This is a genomic window from Microbacterium sp. OR21 (assembly GCF_047306785.1).
Taxonomy (GTDB): domain Bacteria; phylum Actinomycetota; class Actinomycetes; order Actinomycetales; family Microbacteriaceae; genus Microbacterium; species Microbacterium esteraromaticum_E.
This window is the reverse complement of record NZ_JAZEXJ010000002.1, coordinates 311,054-333,467: the sequence shown is the minus strand read 5'-3', so window position 1 is coordinate 333,467 and position 22,414 is coordinate 311,054. Positions and strand designations below refer to the sequence as shown.

At 70.7% G+C, this 22,414-nt stretch carries 19 protein-coding genes; 12 read left to right on the top strand and 7 right to left on the bottom strand.

What is annotated here, in order from left to right:
• The 5 genes from tsaB to V2S04_RS06140 are packed head-to-tail and all read left to right on the top strand — an operon-like array spanning position 1 to position 3,852.
• Positions 1-588: a tRNA (adenosine(37)-N6)-threonylcarbamoyltransferase complex dimerization subunit type 1 TsaB gene (gene tsaB, locus V2S04_RS06160; protein WP_413637570.1), complete on the top strand. Its 588-nt coding sequence runs from the start codon at positions 1-3 to the stop codon at positions 586-588.
• Positions 585-1,184 carry a ribosomal protein S18-alanine N-acetyltransferase gene (gene rimI, locus V2S04_RS06155; RefSeq protein WP_413637568.1) on the top strand — a complete coding sequence of 200 codons (600 nt, stop codon included), beginning with the start codon at positions 585-587 and terminating at the stop codon, positions 1,182-1,184. The genes tsaB and rimI overlap by 4 nt, the downstream gene beginning before the upstream one ends.
• Positions 1,181-2,248 (top strand): tRNA (adenosine(37)-N6)-threonylcarbamoyltransferase complex transferase subunit TsaD, encoded by a 1,068-nt coding sequence (gene tsaD, locus V2S04_RS06150; RefSeq protein WP_099196506.1) that lies wholly within the window; start codon positions 1,181-1,183, stop codon positions 2,246-2,248. Before rimI ends, tsaD begins: the two co-directional genes overlap by 4 nt.
• Complete coding sequence (locus V2S04_RS06145) at positions 2,245-2,679, top strand: hypothetical protein (protein ID WP_413637566.1); 435 nt, start codon at positions 2,245-2,247, stop codon at positions 2,677-2,679. The genes tsaD and V2S04_RS06145 overlap by 4 nt, the downstream gene beginning before the upstream one ends.
• Before the next feature lie 3 nt (positions 2,680-2,682).
• Positions 2,683-3,852 (top strand): hypothetical protein, encoded by a 1,170-nt coding sequence (locus tag V2S04_RS06140; protein WP_413637564.1) that lies wholly within the window; start codon positions 2,683-2,685, stop codon positions 3,850-3,852.
• Positions 3,853-3,870: 18 nt separating this feature from the next.
• Here V2S04_RS06140 and V2S04_RS06135 read toward each other — a convergent pair whose 3' ends face one another.
• Positions 3,871-5,052, bottom strand: a complete 1,182-nt coding sequence (locus tag V2S04_RS06135; RefSeq protein WP_413637562.1) for a THUMP-like domain-containing protein — start codon at positions 5,050-5,052, stop codon at positions 3,871-3,873.
• Positions 5,053-5,180: 128 nt separating this feature from the next.
• On the opposite strand from V2S04_RS06135, the gene groES reads away from it, so the two are divergent.
• From groES to V2S04_RS06110, 5 genes are all read left to right on the top strand, one after another.
• Positions 5,181-5,477, top strand: coding sequence for a co-chaperone GroES (gene groES, locus V2S04_RS06130; protein WP_099196502.1), 297 nt, complete (start codon positions 5,181-5,183; stop codon positions 5,475-5,477).
• A gap of 209 nt (positions 5,478-5,686) precedes the next feature.
• Positions 5,687-7,000: a hypothetical protein gene (locus V2S04_RS06125; RefSeq protein ID WP_413637560.1), complete on the top strand. Its 1,314-nt coding sequence runs from the start codon at positions 5,687-5,689 to the stop codon at positions 6,998-7,000.
• A 91-nt stretch (positions 7,001-7,091) separates the two neighbouring features.
• Positions 7,092-7,304: a hypothetical protein gene (locus tag V2S04_RS06120; protein WP_413637558.1), complete on the top strand. Its 213-nt coding sequence runs from the start codon at positions 7,092-7,094 to the stop codon at positions 7,302-7,304.
• 34 nt (positions 7,305-7,338) lie between these two features.
• Complete coding sequence (locus V2S04_RS06115; protein ID WP_413637556.1) at positions 7,339-9,246, top strand: dynamin family protein; 1,908 nt, start codon at positions 7,339-7,341, stop codon at positions 9,244-9,246.
• 19 nt (positions 9,247-9,265) lie between these two features.
• A complete protein-coding gene (locus tag V2S04_RS06110; RefSeq protein ID WP_413637554.1) occupies positions 9,266-10,915 on the top strand; it encodes a GTPase in 1,650 nt (549 codons plus the stop codon).
• Positions 10,916-11,387: 472 nt separating this feature from the next.
• On the opposite strand, the gene V2S04_RS06105 is transcribed toward V2S04_RS06110, so the two are convergent.
• From V2S04_RS06105 to V2S04_RS06095, 3 genes are all read right to left on the bottom strand, one after another.
• Positions 11,388-12,230: an IniB N-terminal domain-containing protein gene (locus V2S04_RS06105; RefSeq protein WP_413637552.1), complete on the bottom strand. Its 843-nt coding sequence runs from the start codon at positions 12,228-12,230 to the stop codon at positions 11,388-11,390.
• A 79-nt stretch (positions 12,231-12,309) separates the two neighbouring features.
• On the bottom strand, positions 12,310-14,991 hold the full coding sequence (locus V2S04_RS06100) for a LuxR C-terminal-related transcriptional regulator (protein WP_413637551.1): 2,682 nt from the start codon (positions 14,989-14,991) through the stop codon (positions 12,310-12,312).
• Positions 14,992-14,994: 3 nt separating this feature from the next.
• Positions 14,995-16,878, bottom strand: a complete 1,884-nt coding sequence (locus tag V2S04_RS06095; RefSeq protein WP_413637549.1) for an Hsp70 family protein — start codon at positions 16,876-16,878, stop codon at positions 14,995-14,997.
• A gap of 100 nt (positions 16,879-16,978) precedes the next feature.
• Between V2S04_RS06095 and rarD the strand changes: the two genes are divergently transcribed.
• Both rarD and V2S04_RS06085 read left to right on the top strand, forming a co-directional pair.
• Complete coding sequence (gene rarD / locus V2S04_RS06090) at positions 16,979-17,902, top strand: EamA family transporter RarD (RefSeq protein ID WP_413637548.1); 924 nt, start codon at positions 16,979-16,981, stop codon at positions 17,900-17,902.
• A 129-nt stretch (positions 17,903-18,031) separates the two neighbouring features.
• Entirely contained in the window at positions 18,032-19,297 is a 1,266-nt protein-coding gene (locus V2S04_RS06085; protein WP_413637547.1) for an ABC transporter substrate-binding protein, read from the top strand.
• A gap of 410 nt (positions 19,298-19,707) precedes the next feature.
• Here V2S04_RS06085 and V2S04_RS06080 read toward each other — a convergent pair whose 3' ends face one another.
• From V2S04_RS06080 to V2S04_RS06070, 3 genes are read right to left on the bottom strand one after another with little or no spacing between them, the layout of a single operon-like run.
• Positions 19,708-20,448: an ABC transporter ATP-binding protein gene (locus tag V2S04_RS06080; protein WP_413637546.1), complete on the bottom strand. Its 741-nt coding sequence runs from the start codon at positions 20,446-20,448 to the stop codon at positions 19,708-19,710.
• The gene (locus V2S04_RS06075) at positions 20,448-21,425 is read right to left on the bottom strand and encodes an ABC transporter ATP-binding protein (RefSeq protein ID WP_413638110.1); all 978 of its coding nucleotides are present in this window, start codon (positions 21,423-21,425) and stop codon (positions 20,448-20,450) included. Before V2S04_RS06075 ends, V2S04_RS06080 begins: the two co-directional genes overlap by 1 nt.
• 10 nt (positions 21,426-21,435) lie before the next feature.
• Positions 21,436-22,413: a branched-chain amino acid ABC transporter permease gene (locus V2S04_RS06070; RefSeq protein WP_413637545.1), complete on the bottom strand. Its 978-nt coding sequence runs from the start codon at positions 22,411-22,413 to the stop codon at positions 21,436-21,438.
• Position 22,414 lies beyond the last annotated feature (1 nt).

Here is a 22,414-nt window from a genome sequence, read left to right as displayed (position 1 = left end):
GTGATCCTCGCCGTCGACACGTCTCTGGGAACGGCCGTCGCCGTCATCGACGCCGACGGGCGCACCGTCGCCGAGGTCGGCACCCCCGACCCGCTCGGCCACGCCGAAGTGATCGGCGACCTGCTCGCCCAGGTGGCTCGCCCCGAGATCACGCACGTCGTGGCCGGCATGGGCCCCGGCCCGTTCACCGGACTGCGCATCGGGATCGCCGCCGCGCGCGCGTTCGCTCTCGGCCGCGGCATCCCGCTCATCCCGGTTCCCAGCCACTTCGCGATCGCCCTCGACGCGGGTATCGACGGGCCGTTCGCGGTCGTCACCGACGCGCGTCGGCGCGAGATCGCCGTGAGCGTGTTCGACGGGACGGATGCCGATGGCATCCCGAACCTGCTCCAGCCGACGCGCCTCGAGAAGCAGGGCACCGAGCTCGCGCAGCCCGAGCACGAGGCGACCGGGCTGTCGGCCGCCGCCCTCGCACGCGTCGGCGCCCGCGCGATCGCGAGCGGGCGGACGCTCGCCGACGCCGAGCCGCTGTACCTGCGCTCACCGGACGTCGTGCAGCCCGGCGCGCCCAAGCGGGTGGGCTCATGACCCTCCGACCCGCGACCCTCGACGACCTGCCCGCGATCATGGACCTCGAGCGGCGCGGCTTCCCCACCGATGCGTGGAGCGAGCAGACCATGGGCACCGAGATCTCGAGCCGGCACAACGCGTATCTCGTCGACGTCGACGGCGACCGCATCGTGGGCTACGGCGGGGTGCGCGCCCTGCAGGGGTCGGCGGACTCCGACATCCAGACCATCGCGCTCGATCCGGCGTTCCGCGGCCGGGGGAGAGGGCGGGCGCTGCTGCGCGCGCTGATCGCCATCGCCGTCGAGCGTGGCGCGCGTGAGCTGTTCCTCGACGTGCGCGACGACAACGCCGTTGCCCAGGCGCTGTACGCGTCGGAGGGCTTCAGGGAACTCGGCCGGAGGCCCGGGTACTACCAGCCGGAAGGTGTCGACGCGGTCGTCATGCGCCTCGACCTGCGCGCGTGGGTGGATGCGCCCGCACAGGAAACGCAGGAGAACGCACGAAACACAGGAGCGGATGCCGGATCTGCTCCTGCGATTCGCGAGAAGTCCGGCGTTTCGGATGCGCGGGACGCCGCCGCGGGCCCGGATGCCGCAGAGGAGACGAACGCATGACCGGCCCCCTGGTGCTCGGAATCGAGACGAGCTGCGACGAGACCGGCATCGGCATCGTGCGCGGGCGGCAGCTGCTGTCGAACACCATCGCCTCGAGCATGGACGAGCACTCCCGCTACGGCGGTGTCGTGCCCGAGGTCGCCGCGCGAGCGCACCTCGAGGCGCTGCAGCCCTCCATCGAGCGGGCGCTCGCCGAGGCGCAGGTGAGCCTCGACGAGCTCGACGCGATCGCCGTGACGAGCGGCCCCGGCCTCGCCGGAGCCCTCATGGTCGGCGTCGGCGCCGCGAAGGGACTGGCGGTGAGCCTCGGCAAGCCGCTGTACGCGGTGAACCACCTCGTCGGGCACATCGCCGCCGACATCCTCACCTCCGACGACCGCGCCACCGCGCCGCTCGAGTACCCGACCATCGCGCTGCTCGTCTCGGGCGGGCACACCTCGCTGCTGCACGTCCGCGACCTCACCACCGACGTCGAGCTGCTGGGCGAGACCGTCGACGACGCGGCCGGCGAGGCGTTCGACAAGGTCGCGCGCCTGCTCGGACTGCCGTACCCCGGCGGACCGCAGATCGACAGGGCGGCGGCCGACGGCGACCCGAAGGCGATCCGCTTCCCGCGCGGGCTGTCGAAGGCATCCGACATGGCCAAGCACCGCTACGACTTCTCGTTCTCGGGCCTGAAGACCGCCGTCGCGCGCTGGGTCGAGCGCGCCGAGGAGGCGGGCGACGAGGTGCCGGTGGCCGATGTCGCCGCGAGCTTCCGCGAGGCGGTCATCGACGTGCTCGTGACCAAGGCGCTCGCCGCCTGCCAGGATCGCGGCGTTCCGCGGCTGCTGCTCGGCGGCGGCGTGATCGCCAACCGGCGGCTGCGTGAGGTCGCTCTCGAGCGGGCGGCCGCGGCGGGTGTCGCCGTGCGCATTCCTCCGCTGTCGCTGTGCACCGACAACGGGGCGATGATCGCCGGCCTCGCCGCCGAGCTGATCGCGAGTGGCCGCGGCCCGTCGACCCTCGCCTTCGGGGCGGATTCGACGCTGCCGGTCACCGAGATCCAGGTGAGCCCGGCATGAGCGATCCGCGCATCGAGCATCCCACCCCCGAGGTCGCGAAGCCCGGCGGCGACGCGGCCCTGCCCGGAGCGGCGAAGGGGTACGGCAAGCTGCCGACCGCGCCGGTGCCCGTGGATCAGACGGCGGCGGCGCATCCGGATGCCGATGCGCAGCCGGAATGGGAGCCCTCGACGGGCGCGCAGCCGGTTGACGATGCGCGGCTCGCGCCCTGGGCGCTCGTCGCGGCGATCGTCGCGCTGGCGACGTCGATGTTCGTCGGCTGGGGGATCCCGGTCGCGATCATCGCGGTGATCGCTGCGATCATGTCGCTGCGCCGGCCGATCGAGAACCGCGAGGTGGCGATCTGGGCGCTGGTGCTCGGTTTGTGTGCGACGCTGTTCAGCGCGGGGTGGCTGCTGTGGGCCGTGATGCAGCTCGAGAGTCTGGGGTGACGGATGCTGAACGAGGCGGAGAGCTCACGACGACGTGAGCTGCAGCGCCGGGCCTTCGCTGCGGGCGGGGGAGTGGACGAGGCGGAGCTCGCCGAGCTGCGGGAACTGGATGCCCGTGCCGCCGCCCGACCGGTGACGCCCCCGCCGCCGGCTGCCGAACCGGAGAGCGCCGTGCAGTCGCCGCTCGCCGCTGCCGCGCTGATCGACTCCGTCCCGGAGACCGAGCCCAGCGGGGCGAAGCGCGCCGCGTCGGAGAGCGTCGCGTCCGACCAGCGCGACCCCGCGCCTGCGGACGCCGGACTCGACGACCCTCCCGCTCCCTCCGGCCAGACCGCCCGGCGCCGCCCGAGCATTCCGGTTCTTGTGCTGTCTGCGATCGTCGCCGTGCTGCTCGGCGTGGGCATCGGCTGGCTCGGTTTCGGTCGCGCCGCCGGCGGGCACGCGATGACCGACGCGCAGCGCGCGACCCTGGTGCAGCTCGACTCCTCGAACGAGTTCGACCCGGGCTCGATCGAATTCGTGGGCGCCAAGCACGGCGTCGAGGCGTGGTACGCCACGAAAGACCTCGAAGAGAACGAGTGCCTGGTGCTCGTCGCCGACGACAAGACGGAGGCAGCCGACGAGGATCGCCGGGTCAGCTGTCAGAAGAAGGAGGCCCCTGAGGCGTTCGGCCTGCAAGCGAATCTCGAGCTGCTGGTCGATGACGAGCGGGTGATGGTCTGGGCGGTGCTGCTCGATGATGCCGACGGCGAGCGGGTGAGCGTCATCCAGCGCGAGCTGCTCGCCGACGACGGCGCCTACGACTGGCGTGCGCAGTACTCGGGGCTCGAGCTCGAGATCGCCGAGTTCCTCGACGCGTCAGGCTACGACGGAGACTCCCTGCAGCTGATCGGCTGGGACGACAAGACTCCGGTGTGGATGACCTTCGACGGCTCGGAGGTCTGCATGCTCGTCGCCGAGCCCACCGCGCTGATCGGCGAGGCGTGCGCCGAGTTCGATTCGGCGGTGGGCAGCCGGATCGAGATGAGCACCGACGCGGGCGTCTACCAGCTGAATCTGACGCAGAACGTCGATCCGAGGCTCACGATCATCCGAACGCCCGACTCGATCATCTGCGACACCGACTCCGGCTACTGCGGCGTCGACGACAAGACCGGGGGAACCGGCGGCTGATCCCATGCGGCCGCGCGGTCAGACCCGGTCGGCGAGGATCGCCATCCGGCCGGCTGCCGTGCGGGTGAGGATCAGGGTGGCCGCCTTCGACCCCTTCAGGCTCAGCTTCTTCCGGAACGACGCCGGGTCGATGTCCATGCCGCGCTTCTTGATCTCCAGGCGCCCGATGTCGTTGGCTCGCAGCGCCTGATTGATCGTCTTCACGTGTGCCGGCATGCTCTCGCGCACCCGGAACGACTGCACGAACGGCGACGTCAGCGCCGCGTCGCCCGTGAGATACGCGATCTGCTCGTCGAGCATGCCGGCCTCGAGCATCCGGGCGGCGTCGCCGATCAGCCGGGCGCGGATCACCGCGCCGTCGGGCTCGTGCACGAAGGCGCCGAGCTCGCGCACCGGCTCGTCGCCGGCATCCGCCGCCGCCGTGAGCTCGTGCGTCTCGCCCGACTGCATCACCAGCGCCGATCGGCGGATGCCCGGGCGCGCCAGCTCGCCACTCCACAGCACCAGCTCGACGACGCTGCCGTCGGCGCTGACCCACTGCGCCTCGACGTCGTCGGGGATGAGATCTCTGTCGAGACCGGGGCCGAGCTTGATGCCGGTCGGGTGCTCGCGGGCGACCTCGAAGCACCAGTCCAGCGACGGCGACCAGTCGGCGGCCGAGGTTCGGGTGGTCTCGCTGTGTCCGGCGGTGCGGCGGGCGGGGTCGAGCCACACGGCGCCTTCGGCGGGCAGAGAGGACTCGGCCGTGCCCTGCCGCACGCTCGCGTCGGGGAAAGGCGCGAGGTTGTACGCCGCGATCGCCGAGGTCACCTCGTCGGCATCCACGGCGTCGACCGCGAGCCCGGCGCCGGCGAAGGCGAGGCTGTCGCCGCCGATGCCGCAGCCGAGGTCGGCGACGCGGGTGATGCCGGCACGCCGCATCCGCACGGCGTGCATGGTGGCCACGCTCAGGCGGGTCGCCTGCTCGAGTCCGGCGCGGGTGAACAGCATCCGGTCGGCGAACTCGCCGAACTTCGCCCGGGCCCGCATCCGCAGATGCGCCTGCCCGACGACGGCCGAGACGAGGTCGGGCGAGTGCCCGGCGGCACGCAGCCGCGACACCGATCGTGCGACGTCGGCCGACGACTCGACCGCGCCGACCTCGTCGAGCAGCGCGAGCCCCTCGCGCGTCATCAGTGCGGTGAGTTCGGACATCTCCACAGTGAAGAGCCTACGGGCTGGCACTCGCATTGCATGAGTGCCAGCGCTCGGCATACACTGGAGTTAGCACCCTCACCTCGAGAGTGCTAACAGTCTTCTGATCTCAGTCACGAAAGAAGAGGTACACCGTGTCGGTTTCCATCAAGCCGCTCGAGGACCGCATCGTCATCCAGCAGGTCGAGGCAGAGCAGACCACCGCAAGCGGTCTGGTCATCCCCGACACCGCGAAGGAGAAGCCCCAGGAGGGGCAGGTCGTGGCAGTCGGCCCCGGCCGCATCGACGACAACGGCAACCGCGTTCCGCTCGACGTCGCCGTGGGTGACCGCGTGCTTTACAGCAAGTACGGCGGCACCGAGGTGAAGTTCGGCGCCGACGAGTATCTCGTGCTCTCGGCTCGCGACGTGCTCGCCGTCGTCGTCCGCTGACGCGGTTCGACACCAGCTCTCAGAGGGCCCGGATGCCACGGCATCCGGGCCCTCTGCCGTGCCACCCCTATTCCGCCCGCCCACCACCCCGCATTCCCCCCGCCGCGTGCCCGAGGTCCCCGGGCACGGCCCCGATGCCCTGCTCGCCCCGTCGTCGCACACTCGGAGCAAGCGCAATGCGGCGCTCACACGAACAGGGGACATTGATCATGGCATTGGACGACAACGTCAACCTTCTCGGCACGCAGGTCAACACCGGGATGGACAACGTGGGCAACGACGACTCCGACAACTCCGTCAGGGACAACTCGACGAACGACTCGTACAACGACAACTCCGACAACTCGGTCAGGGACGACTCGACGAACGACTCGAACAACGACAACTCCGACAACTCGGTCAGGGACGACTCGACGAACGACTCGTACAACGACAACTCCGACAACTCGGACAACTCCGACAACTCGGACAACTCCGACAATTCGGTCGACGACAGCTCGACGAACGACTCGTACAACGACAACTCCGACAACTCGGACAACTCGGACAATTCGGACAACTCGGACAACTCGGACAATTCGGACAACTCCGACAACTCGGACAACTCCGACAACTCGGACAACTCGACGAACGACTCGTACAACGACAACTCCGACAATTCGGACAATTCGGACAACTCGGACAACTCCGACAACTCGGACAACTCGACGAACGACTCGTACAACGACAACTCGGACAACTCGGATCACTCGGACAACTCGACGAACGACTCGTACAACGACAACTCCGACAATTCGGATCACTCGTGGCGTGACAACTCCGACCACTCGGTGACCGACTCGTACAACACGCTGTACGACAACTCGGTGACCACGGGCGTGCGGCAGTACAACTCCGGCTTCGGCGACGTGAGCATCGGCGCCGGCGGCGGAACCATGGGCGCAGTCGCGGGCCTGAGCGGTGGCACGTTCAGCATCGACGCGCGCACCACGCTCAACGACCAGTCGGTCAACCAGAGCATCTCCACGGCATCCGCGGGGGGCGCTGCGGGAGCCGGCGGCGGCGAGTCCTTCGCAGATCGCATGCCCGGCGGCGGCGGCTCCGGATCCGGGGGCGACTCCTCGGGCGGCAACGTCACGCAGACGTTCAACCAGAACAGCGTGATCGCCTCGGGCGACGGATCGCAGGCTGCCGGCGGTGACGCCACGATTCACAACATCACCACGAACACCACGATGGGCGATGTCTGGACCGGGAACACGTGGACGACCGACTCCTTCAACGAGGACTTCTCCGAGAACTGGTCGATCAACGACTCCTTCCAGGACCACTCGATCACCGACAACTCGACGAACTGGACGGCCAGCGACTCGTTCCAGGACAACTCGATGACCGACAACTCGCAGGACTGGGACGTCACCGAGTCGTTCGAGGACAACTCGATGAGCGCGGACATGGATGTCGACATCACGAACAGCAACGTCGACAGCCCGTTCGGTGACGGGAACGCCCTGAGCTTCTGAGTACACTCAGGGCCACGACCGCCCGGCCGTCGCCCCTTCGGTGGCGGCGGCTGGGCGCACCAGATGACCACTCCGATTCGGAGGATACGTGATGCCGGGTGAAGGCGCGTACGCAGATGACCCACTGGGGGCGGGGGAGGGGATCGACGGCGCAGTCGACCCGTTCGGCGACGACATCTTCACCCGGGAGATCGTGAACATCTCCGAATCGGACTGGGACCTGGACACGAACGAGCTCTGGGGGGATGCTGTGGATACCACGGATCCGGGTGCTGATGCACTCGGCGGGGAGCTCTTCGGCTGATCCGCGACGGTCCGACGAGGAACTGGGGAGACTCGTGCAGGAGGAGAACGCGAACGGAACACAGCAGATCGCCGGCGTCATCCGAGACGCCGGCGATCTCGCCGTGTCCGCGGGCAGGGGGGACCTGGCCGTCCGACTCGCTCAGGCGAGGGACCGACTCGTCGACCCGGCGATCCGGGTGATCGTCGTCGGCGAGTTCAAACAGGGCAAGAGCAAGCTCATCAACGCCCTCGTCAATGCGCCCGCCTGTCCGGTCGACGACGATGTCGCCACGACCGTGCCGACCACGGTCGGCTACGCCCCGCAGCCCTCGGCCTGGGTGACCGAGAAGCCGGTCTCACCCGGCGCGGCACCGACGCGTCGGCGCATCGATCTCGACGAGCTGTCGGAGTGGGTCTCCGAGCGCGGCAACCCCGGAAACGAACGCCAGATCCTCTCGGCCGACGTGCTGCTGCCGCGCGAGATCCTGCGCGGCGGTCTGCAGCTGGTCGACTCACCGGGGGTGGGCGGTCTGGAGTCGGCGAACTTCCTCGCCACCCTCTCGGCGCTCAGTTCGGCCCATGCGGTGCTGCTCGTCTCGGACGCCTCGCAGGAGTACACCGAACCCGAGCTGCAGTTCCTGCGCCACGCGATGCGCATCTCGCCCAATGTCGCGGCGGTGCTCGCGAAGACCGACCTGTACCCCGAGTGGCGGCGGATCGAAGAGATCGACCGCGCGCACCTCGTCGACGACGGCGACGTGCCGCTGTTCTCGGTCTCGAGTGATCTGCGCCTGCTCGCCGCCGAGCTGCAGGATCGCGAGCTCAACGACGAGTCGGGGTTCCCCGCGCTCGTGGCCCATCTGCGCCGGGAGGTGCTGGGCCGTGCCGAGAGCATCCACCAGCGCAGCGCGGTGCACGACCTCATCTCGGTGGTCGACCAGCTGGGCATCTCGCTGCACGCCGAGCTGAACGCACTGCAGCACCCGGAGGACACCCCGCGGATGATCGCCGAGCTCGAGGCCGCCAAGGCCAGAGCCGACGAGTTCCGGGGCCGGTCGGCACGCTGGCAGGTCACGCTGTCGGACGGCATCGCCGACCTCGTCGCCGACATGGAGCACGACGTGCGCGACCGCCTGCGCAAGGTGCAGCGCGAGGCCGAGCAGGCCATCGACGAGGGAGACCCGGGCCCGATCTGGGATCAGATCCGGGAATGGCTCGAGCAGCGGGTCACCGCAGCGGTGTCGGAGACCTTCGTCTGGACCGACGAGCGCTCCCGCTGGCTCGCCGAGGAGGTCGCCGAGCTGTTCAGCAAGGATGAATCGGAGATCCCGATCGTCGACGTGTCGGACATCGGCGGCGTGCTCGACCCGATCGACGACATCGCAGGGCTCGATGCCGGGCAGCTCAGCGCCGGCGAGAAGATCTACATCGGCGTCCGCGGGTCGTACGGCGGCGTGCTGATGGTGGGCCTGGCGACGGGCCTGATCGGCATGGCACTCATCAACCCGCTCTCGCTGCTGGCCGGGGTGCTGGTGGGCCGGCGCGCATATCGCGAGGACATGGGCAACCGGCTCTCGCGTCGTCAGCAGGAGGCGAAGATGATCGTGCGGCGCTACATCGACGAGGTGACCTTCCAGGTCGGCAAGCAGCTGAAGGACCGGCTGCGGCTGGTGCAGCGCGGGGCCCGCGATCACTTCGGGTCGCTCGCTGAAGAGCTGCACAGCTCGCTCTCGGATGCCCTGCTCAAGGCGCGGCAGGCGGCATCCGGATTCACCGCCAGCCGAGACCAGCGCGTGCAGCAGCTGCAGAAGCGCATCGAGGACCTCGAGCGGGTACGTCGAGCGATCCCGGCGCTGCCCGAGCACGCGGCCGTCTCGGCACGGACCGCGCCCCGTGCGGTCACCGTCGGCTCCGCCGGTGTCGCGGGCGCAGCCGACTCGGCCACCGAAGGCCGACGATGACCGCCACCGAAGGCCGACGATGACCGCCGCGGTGATCGACGAGACCCGCGATCTGCTCCGCGTGGCACGCGAGGTGTACGCCGGCGATCGCGCGGCCGTCGCGCTGATCGACCGGCTCGAGGTGCGGCTGGACGAGCCGCTGCGGCTCGCGATCGCCGGCATGGTCAAGGCGGGGAAGTCGACGCTGCTCAACGCCCTGCTGGGCGAGCGGATCGCCGCCACCGACACGGAGGAGTGCACCCGCATCGTCACCTGGTACCGCCACTCGGCGACGCCGACGATCACGATGCACCTCGCAGACGGCTCGACGACGCGGATGCCGATCCGTCGCTCCGGGGGGCTGCTGGCGTTCGACCTGGGTGGGCGCGGCGCCGACGAGATCGACTGGATCGACGTCGGCTGGCCGTTGGACGGCCTGTCGTCGGCCATCCTCATCGACACCCCCGGCATCGCCTCGCTCTCGACGGAGGTGGCAGCGCGCACCGAGCGCTTCCTCACCTCGGACGACGCGGCGTCGTCCGCGGACGCGGTGATCTATCTGCTGCGCCACCTGCACGGCGCCGACGTGAAGTTCCTGCAGGCCTTCCGCGACACCGCCGCCGGCGCCGCGCAGAGCGTGTGCGCGGTGGCCGTGCTCTCGCGGGCCGACGAGGTGGGTTCGGGGCGGATCGACTCCCTGCTGTCGGCCCGCCGTGTGGCGCTGCGCTACGAGCGCGACGGCAGCCTCGCCGCGCTGGCGCTGCGCGTCATCCCGGTCGCCGGGCTGCTCGCCGAGGGCGCCCGCACTCTGCGCGAGAGCGAGTTCATCGCGCTGCGCGAGCTCGCCGGACTCGACCGCGCCGACCGTGAGGCGCTGCTGGTCTCAGCCGACCGCTTCACCCGACCCAGCTCTGCGACCGGGCTCAGCGAGAGCGTGCGCCGCGATCTGCTGGCACGCTTCGGCATCTTCGGTGTGCGGCTCGCCACGGCCCTGATCCGTGCCGGCGCGCACACGTCCTCGGCGCTCTCGGAGGGACTCGTCGAGCAGAGCGGAGTGCACGAGCTGCAGGAGTTCGTGCGCACACAGCTGCACCCCCGGGCCGCCGTGCTCAAAGCGCGCGGGGTCATCCTGCAGGTGCAGGCGCTGCTGCGCCGCTCGCCGCGGCCGGGCGCGGAGCGGATCGAGGCGTGCGTCGAGCGGTTCACCGCCTCGGCGCACACCCTGCGCGAGCTCGAGCTGCTGGCCCAGGCACGATCGCAGGGCCTGCCCCTGCCGCCCGAGCACCGCAGCACGGCGGAGCGCCTCCTCGGTGCGGAGGGGCTGGACGCGCGCACCCGCCTGGGGCTCGCGGCCACGGCGACGGATGCCGAGGTCGCGGCGGCCGCGTCGTCGCTGGTCGACCGGTGGCGGGTGCTGGCGGCGGCGCCGCTGGCTCCGCGCGAGAGCGTCGCGGTGTGCGAGGCGGTGCTGCGCAGCCTCGCCGAGATCCTCGCCGCGGACGAGGTCAGCTCACAAGTCGCCGCCGCTCGCCCCCTGCGGCCCGCGCCGGACATCCACGTGACGGGCGGACCAGGCGATGGCGCGGGGCAGGGTGGCCGCGAGCAGGGCGAGCAGGACCAGCGCCGCCTGCGCCGTGAGAAGCGGCTGCAGCACCGCGCCCTCGGCGCCCAGCGCCACCCATTCCGGTGAGAGCAGCACCAGCAGAGCCAGCACCACCAGCGTCGCCAGCTGCCACCAGCGCACGTTGCCCCGGCGGCCCATGAACGACACGAGCAGCGTGATCTGCACCGCCAGCACCGTGACCGCGGCACCGAAGAACACCCAGAAGACGATGTCGGCCGCCGACTCGTAGGTCGCCGCGCTGCGGCCCGAGGTCACGCCCTCGGCCACGTCGGCGATGAGCGGCAGCAGATCCTTGCGGATGATGAACAGATACACGGCGGCGAAGGCGCCCACGGTGAAGCTGAGCACCCAGAGCAGCAGGCTCAACCGCACCGAGAACGGCGGCGGCACCTTCACGACGACCGGGGGCGCGTAGGGACTGGCGAGCGTGGGCCGTTCGGGCCGGCGCTTCGCGCTGAACGGCTCCACGGTGCCGGCGCCCTCCACGGTGCCGGTGCGCTCCGTGGCGGAGTGCGCCGGCACCGCCGACCGGGCCTGCTCAGTCATCGTCGAGAGGCAGATCGGCCGGCTGGTCGTCGAGGGTCGCCGCGGCGGCATCCGTCTCGTACGAGTCGCTGGCGCCCGCCGTCATGTCGCTCTCGAGCACGTCGGCGGGCTCGGGAACGTCGGCCGGCGCAGCGGTCGGTGCGGCGTCGGCGACCGGGGCGCTCTGCGCAGCAGCCGGCACAGGGTCGGCTGCGGCAGGGGCGGCCGCTGCGGCATCCGCGGGCGCCGCCACGGCGACCGGTGCGTTCGGTTCGTCCGCGGTGTCCTCCGGCACGGCGGGCGGCGCGTCGTCGGCGTCGCCGCCGACCTGGTTGAAGCTGCCGTCGTACTCTTCGTTGCCGACCGACACATCGCCCATCGTCACGTCGACGTCGGAGTCGACGACCGCGACGTCGTCGCCGGCGGCGACCGAGTGGTCGCCCGAGGCGATCACGGCCTCCTGGTCGAACAGCTGGGTGACATCCCCGCCCTCGGTCCAGATGTTCTGATTCACCGACTGATCCACCAGCGTCGAGCGGGCATCGATCGCCGTGTTCTGCTCGATCGTCGTGGTGTACTGCTGGATCATCCGCACGATCTCGCGGATGGGTCCGGCATCTTCGTCGTCACCGGGCGGCGGCCAGTTCGGCGGACGCACGTAGTGGATCACGTCCGGACGATCGACGATGACCGGGCGCACCGCAGCCACGTCCGCCATGCAGACGCCGCTGAGACCGTGCTCGTTCAGAGCCGACTGCGGGTCGGCGGTGAACTCCGCGGCGGCTTCGGGATCGTTCAGCAGACTCAGGATGAATGCGATCAGCGCGTCCGCGATGGTCTCGATCGGTGAAGTCATCAGCTGTCCCCTTCAACGCGTGCGAATTCGCCGTCCCCCGGGTCTTCGGGGTGCGAAGCCGAGGAGCCTGAAGGCGATGCTATGACGGCGTCGTACCCGTGGCATCGGGGGATCCCCCGATTGTGCGGCGCCGATCTACGGGGGTTGCTTGCGGGGTTGCGGCGGCGCCTTCGTCCGATCCCAGCAGCGTCCGCAGACGCGTCAGCATCTCGGATCGCGTCTGCACTCCGAGCCGACGTCGGATGTGCGCGATGTGGTGCTCGGCCGTGCGGGGGGAGATGAAGATCTTCGCTCCGATCTCGGCGTAGGTCTTGCCCTGCATCACCAGCCGAGCCACCTCGATCTCGCGATCGCTGAGCACGGCGAGCTGAGCGGCGGCGTCGTCGGCGTGATCCGCCGCGGCGTCGGGTTCCGTGCGCGGAGCCGTGCTGGGGTGCAGATCGCGAGCGCACGCGAGCAGCTGGGCGGCCACGCGGCGGTCGGAGCTGCGAGCGGCGCCATGGCCGGCGAGCCGCGCGGCATCCCAGAGCAGGCCCACCGCCGCCAGCGACTTGGCCGCCGAGATCACCGCCGACGCGTCGACCGTGCCGGCGAGCACCTCCGTCCAGACCCGACCCGCCCTCGCCATGCCCGTTGCGACGCGGCTGTGCGGCGCCTCGGCGACGAGAGCTTTCGCGTGCGGGGCGAGCAGCGCGGGACTGCTGGTGAGGATGCCCTGCTGGACGCCTGCCCAGTGCACATGCGCCGACCACAGCGGCGGTTCGCCCAGGCTGCCCACCAGATCCAGGGCGCGGTCGCGATGCAGCGACACCCGGGCCGCATCGCCGAGCTGGGTGCCGGCGATGATCAGCTCGCCGAGCGGATGCAGCAGGTAGACGTCGGGATCGACGCGCAGCAGGGCGGGCCGCGCACGCTCCCATGCCGCCCTCAGGGCCGCGGCGTCGTCCTGCCGGCGCGCGACGGCCACGTGCACGGCATGCCGCAGCAGCGCGTCGCGCGGGGTCCAGGCGCGACCGTCGTCGGCCTGCGCGAGCAGCTGCAGCGCCCGAGCGGGCTGGGCGCGCTGCACGCAGACCCACGCGGCCCACAGCAGCAGCCGGCGTCGCGCCCAGCGCCCGCCGTGACGGCGCTCGGCGGCGTCGATGAGCACCTGCGCCGCGGCGACGGGGCGCCCGAGGTTTAGGGCGACGATCGCGGCGATGACGGCGGGCGGCTCGCACAGCGGGCCGTCACCACCGGTCGCGGTGTACAGCTCAGCGGCTCGCGCGAGATCCGCAAGGCTCGCCTCGTCGACCTCCTCGGCGAGCGTGCGTCGCAGGCCGTCGCGCAGCAGCTGGGCGGCCGCGCTCATGGTCGTCGCGGCGTCCGGATCCGCGACGGTCGGGGCTGCCGAGGGCGTCTGCGACGCCTCGCGCTGCGGTTCGGCCCGACGACCCGCACCGAGCGCGGCGACCGCGGCATCCGCGCGGGTGAGATCCTCCCCGGATGTCGGCGCGTGCCCGGCGTCCCGCGTCACCGCCGGGGCGGCGCCGCCCGGCGAGCGTCGATACGCGGCATCCGCCCGCGCCAGCATTCCCCGCGCCGACCACACCGCGGCGGACAGGCGCAGGGCCTCGCCGTGCAGGAACCCGGGGTCGTCGTCGACGGCGGTGTCGAGGATCGCCGCGCACGCGTCGATCCGGCCCTCCGCCCAGGCGGCGCGCGCCCGGCGCTCGGCCGAGTGCGCCGCAGAAGCGCCGCACTCGATGGCCGCGTCGTAGAGGGCGCTCGCGCGGTCGGGGGATGACGCCAGCAGGCGGTCGGCGCGCGCCTCCAGCGCCGCGGCGACGCGGGCGCTGTGCACCCGGCGCAGCTCCACCGGCTGGTCGACCGTGTCGGGCAGCGCCGCGCTGAGCGTCACGAGCCGGTGGGTGGGCAGGAAGCGCCGCACCGCCGTGCGGACGATCGGGGCCGCGTCGCCGCCGCGCAGCAGCAGGCCCTCGGCGTGTCCGCGCAGCAGCAGCTCGTCGTGAGCACCGTCGTCGGCGGGCGTGCTGCCGCTCTCGCCGAGGATGTCGGGCAGCGGTCCCGCCAGCGGGCCGGCGACGCAGATCCGCTCGACCGCGCGCTGCAGGGAGAGATCGGCGGTGTCGAAGCGGTGCATGACGAGTTCGGCCAGTGCCCGCTCGAGCTCACGGTGCCCCGGATCATCGGCGCAATCGCGGGGATCGTGATGCTGCAGCGCCGCGACCACGAGCCACGCCACGCCCGCGGTCTCGCGCAGGATGTGGTCGACGCACGGCGACGGCATCGGCCGCTGCAGCGCGTCGAGGTGATCGAGCAGGTCGGAGCGCGAGACGTGACCCAGCACGATCGGCGGGGTTCCCCGCTCGAGCAGCCGGACGACGGCCTGCGCCGTCGGCGACAGCGGCCCCGGGCGCGTGGCCGCGATCAGCGCCGCGCGCGGATCGGCGGCACGCTCGCGCAGCGCGGTCAGGGTCTGCTCATCCAGCAGATGCAGGTCGTCGACGAGCAGCACGTCCTCTGCCGGTACGCCGCCGAGATCGTCGGCGGCGGTGGTGAGCAGCGTGCGCCGCGGCGAGCTGTCGACGAGGGCGCGCAGGCGATTCAGGGCGCGGGACTTGCCCGCACCCGCAGAGCCGACCACGACGACCCGCGGCGTCTGAGTCGGCAGCGTCTCGAGTGCCGGGCGGGCGTGCCGCTCCCACGACAGGAACGGCGCCGGCATGGCCGACGAGCGCTCTGCAGATGCCGTGGACATGGGTCACGCGGGCTCGGCGAGCGGTTCTGCGCTGAGCGTGGGCTCGGGCGTCGGGCCGCCGGGGTCGGGGGTGGGCTGCGGCTCAGGCTCGGATCCTGACGCCGGATCGGTCACGGGATCCGGCGTGGGCTCGGGTTCCGGCGTGGGCTCGGGAGCGGGGGCAGGCTCCGGGTCCTGCGTGGGCTCGGGTTCCGGCGCGGGAGCGGGGGCGGGCCCTGGTTCCGGCTCGGGTGCGGGCTGCGGCGTGGGCCCCGCCGTCGGCTCTGTCACAGGCTGAGGCGCCGGCTCTGTCGTCGGCTGTGGTGCGGATCCGGACCCGGTGGACGTGCCCGTGCCACCTGCCGCCTGCGGAGCCGAACTCGAACCCGTGGCGCCGGACGGCACAGGGTCCGCATCGGCAGCGGGGTCGTCGGCCGGCGCCACCCGGAAGCCACCGCCTGCCGGGGTGGACTCCGGCTCGTCATCCGTCGCCTGCGCGGCGGGATCCTCGGCGTCCGGCTCCGCGCGGACGGCGCCGTCCGTCTCCTCCGCCGCATCATCAGCCGGCTCGGAGTCGGCAGCGCTGAACCCCGACGTGGCGCGGCGGACTCCGACGTCGTCCTCGGCATCCGCCCCGGCCGCACCGGCTGCGGTGCTGATCGACTCGTTCATCGGCGTGCCGGCGCCGAACACCATGCCTGCGGCGATGATGACGCCCGCGGCGACCAGCGCCGTGGCCGCACCGTAGGGCACCCGCACGCCGCGGATCCCTGCGAGCAGAGCGGCCAGCAGCGGGGTGCGCTCGGGCGGAGCGGCCTCCGGCGGGGCGATCGCGGCGCGCTCACGACGACGGTCGGCGGTGTGCTCCCACGCGATGAGCCCGGCACCCAGCGCCGCGGCGAACTGCGGATCATCCGGTGCGGTGAGAGGACGATCCATCCGACGCGACAGGGTCTGCGCCACCAGAGGCAGTCGCGAGCCTCCGCCGACGAGCACGATCTCATCGAGCTGATCCGCGCGCACACCGGCGTCGTCGAGGGCGCGATCGAGCGCATCGACCGTGCGCTCGATCATCGGCTCGGCGGCATCCTCCAGCTCGGCCCGGGTCAGCCGAACCTGCGTCTCGGTGCCGCGCAGTCGCAGCGCGACCGCGGCATCCGAACGGTGCGAGAGCTCCTCCTTCGCACCGGACACAGAGGCGCGTGAGGCCACCAGCTCTCCGGCGGTCCCCGGGCGGCGTGTGCCCGCGCCGCCAGCCACAGCGACGACGTGCTCCAGCAGCGACAGATCCAGATCCGTCGTGCCGAGCGCCAGCGTGCTCGGAGGGCCGGCCAGCTCCGCGCCGTCGAGCACACTCGCCTCGAACGTCTCGCCGCCGAGGTCGTACACCGCGATCACCCGCGCGCGTCCGCTCGCCGCCGCATGCCGGGCCGCGGCGTAGCCCGCCGGCACGAGAAGCACATCGCCGACATCGGCTGCCTGCAGCGCGGCGCGCAGCGCGCCGATGCGGTGTCCCCGCCATCCGGTGGGGTGGGTCACGGCGATGCAGCTCGGTGCCGCGCCGTGCGCGGCGACGAGGGCGGCCACGGCCCACCGCACCATCCGGGCGACCAGCTCCTCGGCGGGCACGGCGAAGCCGCCCACGACGAGCGGCACCGGATCGCCCACGTGGGAGACGACGTCGCGCACCCACCATTCGGGCTGCGCGAGAGCTCGCTGCTGCGCCTCGTCACCGAAGAGCACCTCGCCGTCTTCGGTGATGAACGCGCCGGCGCTCACCTCATCGCGATCCGCGCCGAGTCGCAGCCGACGCGTGATCGCCTCGTCATCCGCCCCCGCCGACACCACCATCGCGTGCAGACGGGTATGCCCTGCGTCCAGGGCGAGCAGCAGCTCTGCTGTCCCCATCGTGAATCGCCGTCTTCCCCAGAATTCAGCCTTGAGTATCGACCCATGGTAGATGCAAGGGTGCACGGATGGAAGAGGCAGTGATCGCTAAGCTTGATCGGTGAGCACGAAGAGCGGCGGGGTCGCGTACACGATCGGCGCGTACCTGCTCTGGGGGGTGCTGCCGCTGTACTTCCTCGCGCTGGTTCCCACGGGCCCGTGGGAGGTCGTCGCGTGGCGCGTGCTGCTCTCGTTCGTCTTCTGCTGCATCCTGCTCACGGTCATGCGCGGCTGGCCCGCGCTCATCGCGATCATCCGTCAGCCCCGGCTGCTGGGCTGGACGGCGCTCGCCGGAGTGCTGATCTACGTCAACTGGCAGACGTTCCTGATCGGCACCCTCACCGGGCACGTGATCGAGACCAGCCTCGGCTACTTCATCAACCCGATCTTCACAGTGCTGCTGGGGGTCTTCGTGCTGCGCGAGCGGGTTCGGCCGCTGCAGTGGGTCGCGATCGGCGTCGCGGCGCTCGCCGTCGTCGTGATCGTCATCGCCTACGGCACGTTCCCGTGGATCGCACTGACCCTCACCGCCTCGTTCGGCGTCTACGGGCTCGTCAAGAAGCAGATCGGGGCGGCGGTGGATGCCACGAGCGGGCTCACCCTCGAATCGTTCTGGCTCATCCCGATCGCGGTGGTCACGCTCATCATCGTCGGGCAGACCGACGGTCTCACGTTCGGCCAGATCTCGCCGCTGCACACCGCGCTCGTCGCCGGAGCCGGCATCGCCACCGCCGTACCGCTGCTGCTGTTCGCCGCGGGCACCAGGCGGATCGACCTAAGCCTGGTCGGGATGCTGCAGTTCATCACCCCCGTGATGCAGTTCGTCGTCGGGTGGGCGCTGCTCGGGGAGCCCATGCCGCTGGAGCGCTGGATCGGCTTCACCATCGTCTGGATCGCGATCGTGGTGTTCGTCGCAGACCTGCTGCTGAACAGCCGCCGAACGCACACGGGGTCGCCCGTCACGGCTCCCGTCGACCTCGTCTGAACACCGTCCCGCCCGGCGTGCGGATCGTTAGGCGACCGAGATCGAAGCGGCGGGCCCCTGCGCACACGAACCAATAGGGTGAGAGTCACCCGAAGTGGAATTCCACGTTCAGTTACGCAAGGGAGCAACATGAACGCAATGAAGGGCTCGCGTCCGGCGAGGATCTTCGCGGCGGCTGCGATGGTCAGCGCCTCCGCACTCATCATCGCGGGCTGCAGCAGCACGCCCGCGGAGAACCCCAGTGACAAGCCCGCAGGCGAGAAGCCCGCAGCGGCCGACCTCACGCTCAAGCTCGGCTCGCTGCTGCCGGTCTCCGGCCAGCTCGCGTTCCTCGGCGCCCCGATGGAGGCCGGTGTCGCGCTCGCCGTCTCGCAGATCAACGAGGCCGACGCCGGCGTGCAGGTCGAGCTCACCAGCGCCGACGAGGGCGACCTCGACAATAAGGCGTACGAGACGTCGATCACCAAGCTGCAGAGCGCGGGCATCACCGCCATGATCGGTGCCGCCTCGTCGTCGGTGTCGAAGCTCATCCTCGACAGCAACGTCGGCGCGGGCATCGTCACCGTCTCGCCGTCGAACACCTCGGCGGACTTCACCGGTCTGAGCCCGATGTACTTCCGCACCGCTCCGAGCGACAACCTGCAGGGCGAGGTGCTCGGCAACCAGATCGCCGAGGACGGCAACACCACCCTCGGCATCATCTACCAGAACGACCCGTACGGCACGGGCCTGGCAGAGGCCATCAAGAACACGTTCGAGTCGGCCGGCGGCAAGGTCGTCGCCGAGGCTTCGTACAACCAGGGCGACGGCCAGTACAACGCGCAGGTGCAGACGGTCTCGGCCGCCAAGCCCGACGCCGTCGCCATCGTCTCGTACGAGCAGTTCAAGACGATCGCACCGCTGCTCGGCAACGCGGGCGTCGACACCGGCAAGCTGTACATGGTCGACGGAAACCTCTCGAACTACGGCAAGGACAACCTGCCGATCAAGCTCGAGGGCTCCAAGGGCACCCGTGCCGGCGCCGAGCTGCCCGACGACTTCCTCGAGCAGCTGAACGAGGTCTGGACCGCGGCAGGCAACGACAAGATCAACGACGTCACCTACTCGGCTGAGGCCTACGACGCCACGATCCTCGTCGCGCTGGCCGCGCTCGAGGCCCGCTCGGTCGAGGGCAAGGACATCGCCTCGAAGATGCGCGAGGTGTCCGGCGGCGAGGGCGACGGTGAGAAGTGCACCACGTTCGAGGAGTGCGCCAAGATCATCAACGACGGCGGAACCGCCGACTACGAGGGCCTGTCCGGCTCGGTCACGTTCGACGAGAACAACGACCCGAAGGGCGCGGCCATCGGCGTCTACGAGTACGGCGCCGACAACAACAACACCCGCATCAAGTAAGTCGCGGGGAAAGGCCCCGGATGCCACTCGGCATCCGGGGCCTTCTGCATGTCCGGGCTCGTGCGGGGAGCTGGATGCCGGTTATGCGGCGCCGATGACCGACATTCGGCTCCCGGCGGGCGGCTCGGCGGGTGCGAGTGCGTCCGGGAGTCGGATGCCGGTTATCAGGCGCCGGTGGGCGTCACTTAGCTCCCGGCGGGGGGGCTCAGCGGGTGCGAGTGCGTCCGGGAGCCGGATTCCGGTTATCAGGCGCCCGCGGTCGACGTTTGGCTCCCGGCCGGCGGGGGCGCGGCGGTCGCGGGAGCGTGGCGGGCGCGAGTGCGCGCGAGGAGCCGGATGCCGGTTATGCGGCGCGTATGACCGACATGTGGCTCCCGGCGACGAGGCGCGCGCTCGACGACGGCCGGGGGTCAGGCGGCGTCCTGGCCGAGCGTGCCGAGGTACAGGCCGATCACCTTCGGGTCGTTCAGCAGGTCTCGGCCGGTGCCCTCGTACGCGTCGCGGCCCTGGTCGAGCACGTAGCCGCGGTCGCAGATCTGCAGGCAGCGGCGGGCGTTCTGCTCGACCATGATCGTCGTCACGCCCGCCTTGTTGATGTCGGAGACGCGGATGAACGCGTCGTCCTGCCGCACGGGGGAGAGGCCGGCCGAGGGCTCGTCGAGCAGCAGCACCGACGGGTCCATCATCAGCGCTCGCGACATCGCCACCATCTGGCGCTCGCCGCCCGACAGCGAGCCGGCGCGCTGGTTCAGACGCTTGCCCAGCTCGGCGAAGATCTCGGTGACGAACTCGAGGCGCTCGCCGTAGACCTTCGGGTTCTGGTACAGCCCCATCTGCAGGTTCTCGGCGATGGTCAGCGAGGGGAACACGTTGTTCGTCTGCGGCACGAAGCCGACGCCCCGCGAGACGAGCTTGTCGGCCTTCAGTCCGACGATGCTCGAGCCGTTCAGCGTGATGTCACCTTCGCGCACCTGCACCATGCCGAAGATCGCCTTCAGCAGGGTCGACTTGCCCGCGCCGTTCGGCCCGATGATGCCGATCAGCTCGCCCTTGCGGGCGACGAGGTTGGCTCCGTTGAGGATGTTCACCCCTGGCAGGTAGCCCGCGTGCACGTTCGTGAGTTCGACAACGACCTCTTCGGAGGCATCCATCACTTCTTCTCCTCTTCGGCCTCTGCTTCGGCCTCGGCCTCGATCCGCTCGCGAAGACGCGTGGCGGCTGCTGTCGAGCCGCTGTCGGGGATCACGATCCGGCCGGTGACGGCCCCGAGATCCACGTCCTGGTGGGCTCCGAGGTACGCGTCGACGACAGCCGGGTCCTCCATGACCGTCTCGGGCGGGCCCTCGGCGACCACGCGGCCCTCGGCCATCACGACGACCCAGTCGGCGATGTGGCGCACCATGTGCATGTCGTGCTCGACGAAGAGCACTGTCATGCCGCGGTCCTTCAGCCCCAGGATGTGATCGAGCAGCGACTGCGTGAGCGCGGGGTTCACCCCGGCCATCGGCTCGTCGAGCATCACCAGCTGCGGATCGCTCATCAGCGCCCTGGCCATCTCGAGCAGCTTGCGCTGACCGCCCGAGAGCGCAGCGGCGAAGTCCTTCTCCTTGGCATCCAGCTTGAACAGCGTCAGCAGCTCCCGAGCCTTCTGCTCGATCTCGACTTCCTTCTTCTTCCAGATGCCGGGGATCAGGCTCTGCCAGAAGCGCTCGCCGGGCTGGTCCGGCGAGCCCAGCTTCATGTTCTCGAGCACGGTCAGCAGCGAGAGCGCCTTGGTCAGCTGGAAGGTGCGCACCTGCCCCATCCGGGCGACCTTGAACGAGGGGATGCCCGCGAGGTTATTCCCGTCGTACTGCCAGGTGCCGCTGTTGGGCTTGTCGAACCCGCACAGCAGGTTGAACAGCGTGGTCTTGCCGGCGCCGTTGGGGCCGATGAGGGCGGTGATCGCCCCGCGGGGGATCTCGAGATGCTCGACGTTGACGGCGGTCAAGCCGCCGAAGTGGCGCTCGACTCCGTCGACGACGAGGATCGGGTCGACCTTCGCGACCCCGGGAGCGGCCGGCCCCTTGGCGAGGCCGGTCGACTTCTGACGCTTCGCCGGTGTGGGGGCTGCGCCCGCAGCATCCACCGGCTGGTTCTCACTTGACAAAGGTCATCTCCCTCTTGTCTCCGAGGATGCCCTGCGGGCGGTAGATCACGATGAGCATCAGCGCCACGCCCGCGAGGATCCAGCGCACGATCTCGGCCTGCGACGACGACATCGGCAGGTAGCCCGCGGTCGCCATCTGCGGCAGCAGGTTGCCGAGGAAGGCGAACAGCACCCAGAACAGCACGGCGCCGAGCGTCGGACCGAACACCGTGGCCGCGCCGCCGAGCAGCAGCACCGTCCACAGGAAGAAGGTCAGCGAGGTCGAGTAGCTGCCGGGCACGACGGCCGAGGGCAGCACGAACACGATGCCACCAGCGGCGCCGATCACGCCGCCGACGACGAGCGCCTGCATCTTGTACGCGAAGACGTTCTTGCCGAGCGAGCGCACGGCGTCCTCGTCCTCCCGGATGCCCTTGAGCACGCGGCCCCACGGGCTGCGCATCAGCGCCCACACCAGCAGGATCGACAGCGCCAGCAGGATGAGCCCGAAGACGATGTTCCACAGCTCGGTGGCGTTGTACGTCCACGGTCCGAAGCCGTACGTGCCCTCCGGGATCGGGTTCGCCGCGCGGAAGCCGGCGTGATAGCCGGTGCGGCCGCCCGCGGCGCCCGTCACATCCTCGAAGAGGCGGGTGAGGAAGAGCAGGCGCACCACCTCGGCGGTCGCGATGGTCGCGATGGCGAGATAGTCGGCTCGCAGCCGGAGGGTCGGGATGCCGAGCAGCAGCGCGAACAGCGCACCGCCGGCCAGGCCGATGAGCATGCCGAGCCACCACGGGGCGCCGAAGGTGAGCACGGGGATGGCGTAGCCGTAGGCGCCGACGGCCATGAACGCCGCCATGCCGAAGTTGAGCAGACCCGCGTAGCCGAAGTGCACGGCGAGACCGGTCGCGGCCAGCGCGTAGGCGATGGTGACCGGGCTGAACAGATAGGCGGCGGTGTTGCCGAAGATCGATCCGAAGTCCATG

Coding starts and splice junctions, on each gene's coding strand:
- tsaD (WP_099196506.1), top strand. CDS start 1,181: ATGACCGGCCCCCTGGTGCTCGGAATCGAGACGAGCTGCGACGAGACC.
- V2S04_RS06120 (WP_413637558.1), top strand. CDS start 7,092: ATGCCGGGTGAAGGCGCGTACGCAGATGACCCACTGGGGGCGGGGGAG.
- V2S04_RS06145 (WP_413637566.1), top strand. CDS start 2,245: ATGAGCGATCCGCGCATCGAGCATCCCACCCCCGAGGTCGCGAAGCCC.
- V2S04_RS06105 (WP_413637552.1), bottom strand. CDS start 12,230: ATGACTTCACCGATCGAGACCATCGCGGACGCGCTGATCGCATTCATC.
- V2S04_RS06140 (WP_413637564.1), top strand. CDS start 2,683: ATGCTGAACGAGGCGGAGAGCTCACGACGACGTGAGCTGCAGCGCCGG.
- V2S04_RS06080 (WP_413637546.1), bottom strand. CDS start 20,448: ATGGATGCCTCCGAAGAGGTCGTTGTCGAACTCACGAACGTGCACGCG.
- V2S04_RS06125 (WP_413637560.1), top strand. CDS start 5,687: ATGGCATTGGACGACAACGTCAACCTTCTCGGCACGCAGGTCAACACC.
- V2S04_RS06085 (WP_413637547.1), top strand. CDS start 18,032: ATGAACGCAATGAAGGGCTCGCGTCCGGCGAGGATCTTCGCGGCGGCT.
- V2S04_RS06100 (WP_413637551.1), bottom strand. CDS start 14,991: ATGTCCACGGCATCTGCAGAGCGCTCGTCGGCCATGCCGGCGCCGTTC.
- rimI (WP_413637568.1), top strand. CDS start 585: ATGACCCTCCGACCCGCGACCCTCGACGACCTGCCCGCGATCATGGAC.
- V2S04_RS06070 (WP_413637545.1), bottom strand. CDS start 22,413: ATGGACTTCGGATCGATCTTCGGCAACACCGCCGCCTATCTGTTCAGC.
- V2S04_RS06095 (WP_413637549.1), bottom strand. CDS start 16,878: ATGGGGACAGCAGAGCTGCTGCTCGCCCTGGACGCAGGGCATACCCGT.
- V2S04_RS06110 (WP_413637554.1), top strand. CDS start 9,266: ATGACCGCCGCGGTGATCGACGAGACCCGCGATCTGCTCCGCGTGGCA.